This window comes from Vagococcus sp. WN80Y (assembly GCF_059621045.1).
In genome coordinates, this window is the sequence record NZ_JCAQHY010000124.1 from 20,327 (window position 1) to 27,495 (window position 7,169).

A 7,169-nucleotide genomic window follows, 5' to 3' on the forward strand; every position below is an offset into this window, starting at 1 on the left:
TCAATCAAGTGATTCTGACATTAATCGCAACTCTTTTAACCTATTAAGTTAGGAGCGCGTGCCCCCCCTGTTTCAGTTCAAATATGCGTTTCACTATTTAAGGTTTGATCTGGTAGAATGTTGGCTGAAGCCATTCGTTCCGATATGATCTCTTACCAGCCATTGTCACACTTGTTCTAAAACTAAATGACTGAAGGTTTTCTGGAAATAGTCATCCATTGCGTGAGCATTAGTCGTTTTGTCAATTTTATAGACTGTACTAAAACCAGAAAATTCATATTCTTCATTATTTATATCTTTGCAACACTAATGATACTAACTTAATAAAAGAAAGAATACCTTGGATAAGATAACCTTGTCACCAGCCACTTCCGTCTCTAGTCACAGGCCATAAACAAACCTAGTTCTCTTCTATCTTATGAATTAACTAAACTTTTTAATTGAGGCATGAATCTCAATTTTCCTTTAAAATGTAGATATTAACTCTACTTTTTCATTATTTATTGTCATTTTATAGTTTTTCGTCTTGTCTCTCTATTATCATTTCATAAGCTTGTCAAAATGAGGCATCCATAAATTCACTTTCAACAGCCACTATCAATTCAGGCAAAACTCCCTTTTGATAAGCAACCTGTTTCTCCTCATAAATCAGCCGCCCTAAGGCAATTAACTGATCATCCTTCAAATTTTTAAGCTTCTTTAACCGGCTATTAGTAAGAGGTACTTTCGTTTTAGCTATCTGAAAATGTTGTGGCTCCATCCCTAGAAATTGTAATTGAGCCCCAAAAGCATTCTTCAATTTCTGAGCCATTCCTAGACCTTCTGGATCCAAGTCTCCACTATAATAGACGAGTGTTCCAGAGCTGATTAATTTGCGCAATAACTGCCAAACAGCGAAAGTAAATTGTCCGCTAGAACAAACGATGGGGACTTCTGGTAGCAACTCAACTAAGACTGAATAAATACCAGAGTTCTCCACTACTAAAACCTTTCTGCCAACATAAGGACGTATCAAGGGCATCCGCAAAATTTCTTTTAATGGAACATTCCAGCTAATTCCTTCCATGCAGGCTTGACGCCACATTTGATTTTGACTTTTTTCCGAATCCAGTGCCGTCAAACCTCTAATAGCAGCATAATTCATAATGTCATCCTTCAATAAATGAAATTCATTTAGTAAACCGTGACGTTGTTCGGTTCTTTCTAACTCCACTAAGCTCTCAGAACTCTGTCTTGACATGGCTGTCAGCATTTGCAAAAGTAGCTGCCCCCCTCTTTCGTTTCATCAAAAGTGTGGGGAGATCCTGTCATTTTATAAGCAAATACTGGTAATTTTATAAATTCATTTTTAGGTAAACTCCGCACAGCGGCAGATACTTGTTCAAAAATAAGCAAATCTGATAATTCTTTTTTCCACCATTCTTTTAGCTGTCGATCTGTAAGTAATGAAATGAAACTTAAATCAATCGCTCTTACCTTGTTTTTAAAATGCGCCAACGCTGTTTCTTCTAACAACTCGTGTTCCTTTTTTACCGCTAATGGTTGATTCAAAACAAAAACGACAAAATCAGTTAAGGTCCATTTCAGGATACTTTCTGCAAAAGCGTGTTCCAGATCAGCAATGCTAATTCGTTTCTTTTGATCCCAAGCAAGTGTCGTAATACCAAGAAAGCTTCGCAATGGCTCAGTATCTGTCTTATTGAATAAACTTAGCCCGAGACTGCTACCAAATTCTTCTTTCAACCAATACCTCCGCCATAATTCTTTTGCTAGCAGCTTAAAAATTGGTTGTTTAAAATAAGCTTTTGGATCAGACAAGCTGCTCACCTCCCGTTAGAAAATGTTTTTTATGTCCATCCCAATAATAACGAATAGTCGTAACAAACTTAACATTCTGAGGTCGTAATAACTCATAGATGGCTAGTTTAGAGACAGTCGGATAATCACCAAAAAGTGCCTGTGAATTCATCACATAGTTGAATCCTAGCTGCTCACAGGCTTTAAAAAGCTCTGCAATATTTTGGTCATCTATTCCCGCAAAGGCTTTATCCAATGTAATCACACGCGGGCATTGCTCGCCAGCATCTTCGTAGCGAGAATAAGTCGCTGCAAATAACGGTAAATACATCGCAATTGCTTTTTCTCCGCCAGAGAATTGATTGAAACGACGATCAGTTAATGGTTGGGACTGATAGCCTTCATTTACTCGTTTATACTTCAGTTCAAACTCAAACCAATCTCGATAATCCAATACTTTAGCAATCGCTTGAAATAGTGTGTTTTGATCATCAGGTTCATTTTGTAGTTGCTCTTGGGCTAAACGAACTTTTTCTTGGAAATGACGAGAAACTGCATCACGATCCTTTTCCGATAAGAGTTCTGTTGGCTTTTGTAAGTTGATTCGTGCTAAGATCTTGTTCAGAAGCAGCCGAAACGCCTTTCCAACCGATACTTAAGGATAGGCCAGAAGAGTTTTTTTGTTCTTGGAGCAGTCCATTCATTTGAGCCACCCACTGCTGTGCCTGTTGAATACGCACACGTAAGACTTTCCCAACAGATTCTAGAATTACTTTTTTGAAAAGTCGTTCATCATCCTTTTTAAGTAGTTCCCGCAGTGTCAGTCGTTGTTCTTTCAAATGTTCCAATAAATCTGTTGTCGTTGTTAGCTGCCCATCTTCAGAAAACTGCGGTTCATTATGAGTGTTCAAAGAGGCGAATTCACCTAGCTCTTGCTCTTCTTCTGCCGACAAACTCACGCCACTGACACGCATCAATTTTGGTTGATAACTTTGCAGCTGGTCTGCTATGAAACCAAAACTAGTAGAAAAACGATCTTCCAATTTTTTTAGCTCTTTAATATTTAGCTCTTTTGCCCGCGCCTTAGCAACACTTAACAGGTCATCACTTGAGACACCCGAACGTTGCAATTCTTTTTCAAATAGGGTGCACCAATTCGTTCCAATTCTAACAGCTGTCCTTCCAATTGTTTCATTTCTAAAAGTAATTGCTGAATTTCACGAAAATGATCCTGTTTTTGACGAACCTGTTGCAGCCAATACTTGCGTTCATCAAGAGTAATCGTTGCCCGCAATTTTTTAGAATAGGCGCTATCTAATTCTTCAAAGCCTAGATAAGTCAGATACTGTTGATTATCTTGAATAAATTCTTCTAACTCACTAAAAAGTTGTTCCTGTAACTGTTCTCGTTTACCTAAATCGGCTTGCTGATTTCCCAGTAACTGTTGTTTTTTTAGCAGTTGTTCGTTGGCGCGAGCTAAACGATCTACTGTTTGCTTCAATCGTTTATTAAGCGCCAATCCTTGAGTGACTAAGTCCATGCCTTCATGCTGACTTAATTGTGAAATAGTAGCCGCCAATGTTTCTAGTTGCTGCTCATTTTTTTCATAAGACTTTCGATTTTCTGCCAAAGCTATGTTATTATTCTTCAATTGCTGATTAAGATCGGCTACTTGTAAATCCAACCGTTTCATCTCATTAAAAAGCTGCTTCCACTTTCCCGCAACCTGAGAGATTAGTTCATCATGCCAACGATGATAATTTTTAGCAAAGTGGTCTAACTCTTTGATTTCATTACTTAAATCTTCCAATCGTTCTCGATGAAGGTCTAACTGTTCAATCGTTTTCGATAATGTCAACAATTCGTCTTCTTTCATCTTTGGTAAAGAGTTACGTAGAATGCCGTAAATCACAGATGGACGAAAATCCTTAGACAATTTAGGTGAGCGTAATTGCAAAAGCAATGTAATCAATTCATCAAACTGATCTAAATTGTCAGATCCAAAAATCCGTTGGTTAACAAATATTTTATACTCTCTTTGAGTTTCAAAGACACGACCTCTGCCTTCCAAACGATTCTTTAATTTTGCTTTCGTAAGAGGCGTTAATTCTCCACGACGAAGTTCCTCATAAAGCTCAAAATCTTTATCTACTCGTTGATTATTTTCAATTTCAAAGAACCATTTTTTTAACGTCCCACCACGATTGGCGTGCATGCCAATTCCTACAGTTAGATATTCTTCCCGAGCTTCACGTTTAACTTCCAAGAATAGGTAGCCAATTCCCTCATTCCGTTCTGAAACACCCTTCTCACCTAACAAATAATCTTCCATTTTTCGATCTCTTGAGCCAAAAGAGTCCAAGCGATAAGCACTAGTGTCTCCATCAAATAAAACAGGAAACAAGCTTTGCATCGTCAATGATTTTCCAGAACCATTGGTTCCTCGTAAAAGCATGCGACCATCTGCTAGTTCAAATGTTTCTTTTGCATAATACCAAAAATTCAATAGTCCAACTCGATTAATGATCCATCTATTCATCATTTTCTTTCCTCATTTCCGCCACCAAACGACCAAAAGCTGGTTGAATAATAATCTGACTTTCTACATTTTTAAATAATCCCCAAGAGGCTCCACGAGTAAACAAGGTATCAGACAGTTGCTTTAAAGACATCTCATTAAATTCTTTAGACCAATACTCACAATAGTTAGCCTTTAACTCCTTCACAAGCTTTTCCCACTGATCTTCTGTTAGATACACCTCTCCATATGGTGTCGGTGCCAAGTCATCTTGTCGTAAAATCGTAGTCAATTGCATTAAAACTTCATCCACTACTTTTCGACTGGGAAACAACTCCTGCCAATTATCTCGTTGCTCCAATGTAAACGCAGCATAATCTCTATATAACTCGAAATGAAACGACAGATTATTCTCCACATACTCCTGAGTAAATCGGTAGAAATTACGCATTAATGCAAAAATATCCTCATTATCAGCAGTCCGGCTAATCTGTGGAACCATTAATAATCGTTGGTAAATAATCTGATTCCGTTCCAGACTACTACGACTGTCCTCTAAATCTTCCTTAAATTCATCGAAAGTCGCATATTGCGTATAGGATTGTGGAGCTCGTGCCAGAAATGCTCGTACCATTGGCGTTGTACTAAACAAAATCTCCAAATTTTGTTCTGATTGTTCAAAATCTAATACTTCACCTTCAATCTTCTCAATCAATCGTAATCGCTCCATTTTTTTTACAGCTCGCACCAAACTCTTACGATGATTATAATTATTCCAATCTGCAACTAATTCCTCTGGAACCATTAATTGAAGATTCTGAACTAGCTCCTCCATCATAAATGGCGCTTCTATTTCTAGTTCTTCCACAAACGCCATGCCACAGCAAAATAAAGCAAAATCCATCGGTGTAGTAAAGTCATTATTTCCCATCCAAGCTTCTAATCGAAACGGACGCTTTAACAACTGGATATATTGCGGACGAATCGTGACATTTAATCCAAAGCGTTGGCGAAATTCTCGCTGAATATGCTGCTGATGACGACGTAAAAAGTTATAGTTTTCTGGCTGATCTTCACGAATAATCCAAAAATTTTCAACTAAAAGCTTTACTACCAAACTAAATTCTTCTGGTTTCATCGCCCCACCCTTTCCATCACAACATAAGGCATTGTTAGCTGGCCATCGTCACATGCCACTATAATACTCTGACTTAAATCAATGTAAACCTTAACTTCAAAATTTAATTCGGTCATAATAGTCTGCTGCAATTTTCTTTCAACAGCCTGTCGATTAGGTACCTGCGTCGAAATAGCTCCACTAATCCATTTTAAAAACATTTGACGAGAAACGACATCTAGCTTATCAAGTTTTGAAAAATCCAATCGCCCAGCTTCAAAATAGCCATCAATCCGCTCACGTTGCGCTAGAATCTTTTGGCGATACTTTTCTTATTCTGCTAGTTGTGCAGTTACATTCATTTTAAAGCTTGAAGCCTTTCGTTCCTGGCGTGCTCCACGTCCTCGCTTATTAAGAAAAAGGTAGCTGGTGTCAGTTCCCAACTATTTTCACGATTATTGGTTGCGGCTGTTCCTTCCGTCACATAAAAATGACGAGAATGCTCTAATCCGAAGATCCCAGCATACATTTTCCGCGCCTCAGTAAAATCATCTATCTGTGCAAACCATTTTGCTAAATGTAAATAATCCTTTTTTCGACTTTGATACTGTCGAATTTCTCGTCCAAAATAATAAATTAAGTTCGTGATTTTAGCAATCATTTGATTGGTTTGCTCCATCAAATTATCATATTCACTCGGACGTTGTCCGTTGCCGATAAACCAATCAGGAAGCGCTATCATTTCACCTGATACCTGCTCAGCAACTTCTAATTCAGTAATCCCATCAAACATTGGGACTTCCTGTTCCTTTAGATACAACCCTGAAACTAACTCCTGTTGGTTAATTGTTAAAAGTTTTTTAATCACCGTTTGAAATTGAAAGTAAAGTTTTTGAACACTAACGATGAAATATCGTAAATAAGTCACGAAATTATCTTTATAAACGAGTAATACCTCAGTTTTCATTCGACTATCCACTTCTGGACTTGCTATATAGCGAATATAAATAGCTGTTTCTTCACGAATTTCTCCAAATTCAGAACGAATAGCCAACCATAAGTCTACAGGTGTTTCAACCTCATTTACCAAATCTGTTAATAATTTCAGTAATCGCCGGAAGCTCCCTTCATCCAATGCCCCTCTTGAAACCTGTTTGACATGAGTTAGTTGGTAGACCATTTCCTCTACTATTACCCCTGAATCAGTGATTTGATACCTAAAATTCTTATTACGGTATTCTTCAATCGATCAGGACTGAATCATCTCCTGTTGCATCATTTCCACTACTTCAGGTCGATATAAGGACCCTTGCATTTGACGATGACGCCGATAAAAACATCGCATAATTCGTCGATAACGCTCAAAATTTCTACCGTTAAATAATTAGCTGGCATTATTTTTTCCATATAAAATACCTCCTTCCAAAATAAAATAGTTTATTGCTAGTTAGATCAGCTTTATGTTCTAATAATTACCCTCCATCCTCATTAGCATTCAATCCGTCACAACAATGTCTAAATTAATTGTATCATTTTTTAGTCTTAATTTTCAGAAAATTTAACAGCTAACTATCATATACGGATTAGACGTAACTTGTAGAAATAAAAAAGATGAAGCAGAGGGTGAGACAAACACTCATGAGGGCTATCGCCCTCACCAAACAGAATGAAAACAAAAGTGATCGACCTACAGACGATTTCCTGTCATAATAAAAGTGACAGGAGTGGCTTTGTAGG

At 37.6% G+C, this 7,169-nt stretch carries 9 protein-coding genes; all 9 read right to left on the reverse strand.

All coding sequences use genetic code 11. The features are described 5' to 3' along the window. Positions 1-556: 556 nt before the first annotated feature. The gene (locus AC5KOD_RS05690; protein WP_496913577.1) at positions 557-1,252 is read right to left on the reverse strand and encodes a DUF2399 domain-containing protein; all 696 of its coding nucleotides are present in this window, start codon (positions 1,250-1,252) and stop codon (positions 557-559) included. Beyond that, positions 1,246-1,818 (reverse strand): TIGR02679 domain-containing protein, encoded by a 573-nt coding sequence (locus AC5KOD_RS05695; RefSeq protein ID WP_496913570.1) that lies wholly within the window; start codon positions 1,816-1,818, stop codon positions 1,246-1,248. Before AC5KOD_RS05695 ends, AC5KOD_RS05690 begins: the two co-directional genes overlap by 7 nt. Then, positions 1,811-2,251: an SbcC/MukB-like Walker B domain-containing protein gene (locus AC5KOD_RS05700; RefSeq protein WP_496913571.1), complete on the reverse strand. Its 441-nt coding sequence runs from the start codon at positions 2,249-2,251 to the stop codon at positions 1,811-1,813. The genes AC5KOD_RS05695 and AC5KOD_RS05700 overlap by 8 nt, the downstream gene beginning before the upstream one ends. A 103-nt stretch (positions 2,252-2,354) precedes the next feature. Beyond that, positions 2,355-2,927, reverse strand: coding sequence for a hypothetical protein (locus AC5KOD_RS05705; protein WP_496913572.1), 573 nt, complete (start codon positions 2,925-2,927; stop codon positions 2,355-2,357). After that, the gene (locus tag AC5KOD_RS05710) at positions 2,891-4,339 is read right to left on the reverse strand and encodes a hypothetical protein (RefSeq protein ID WP_496913573.1); all 1,449 of its coding nucleotides are present in this window, start codon (positions 4,337-4,339) and stop codon (positions 2,891-2,893) included. The genes AC5KOD_RS05705 and AC5KOD_RS05710 overlap by 37 nt, the downstream gene beginning before the upstream one ends. Continuing rightward, positions 4,329-5,453: a TIGR02678 family protein gene (locus AC5KOD_RS05715; protein WP_496913574.1), complete on the reverse strand. Its 1,125-nt coding sequence runs from the start codon at positions 5,451-5,453 to the stop codon at positions 4,329-4,331. The genes AC5KOD_RS05710 and AC5KOD_RS05715 overlap by 11 nt, the downstream gene beginning before the upstream one ends. Next, positions 5,450-5,746, reverse strand: coding sequence for a DUF2397 family protein (locus AC5KOD_RS05720; RefSeq protein ID WP_496913578.1), 297 nt, complete (start codon positions 5,744-5,746; stop codon positions 5,450-5,452). The genes AC5KOD_RS05715 and AC5KOD_RS05720 overlap by 4 nt, the downstream gene beginning before the upstream one ends. A gap of 44 nt (positions 5,747-5,790) precedes the next feature. Continuing rightward, positions 5,791-6,678 carry a DUF2397 family protein gene (locus AC5KOD_RS05725; protein WP_496913579.1) on the reverse strand — a complete coding sequence of 296 codons (888 nt, stop codon included), beginning with the start codon at positions 6,676-6,678 and terminating at the stop codon, positions 5,791-5,793. A 38-nt stretch (positions 6,679-6,716) separates the two neighbouring features. Beyond that, a complete protein-coding gene (locus tag AC5KOD_RS05730; protein ID WP_496913575.1) occupies positions 6,717-6,839 on the reverse strand; it encodes a hypothetical protein in 123 nt (40 codons plus the stop codon). Positions 6,840-7,169: the final 330 nt, after the last annotated feature.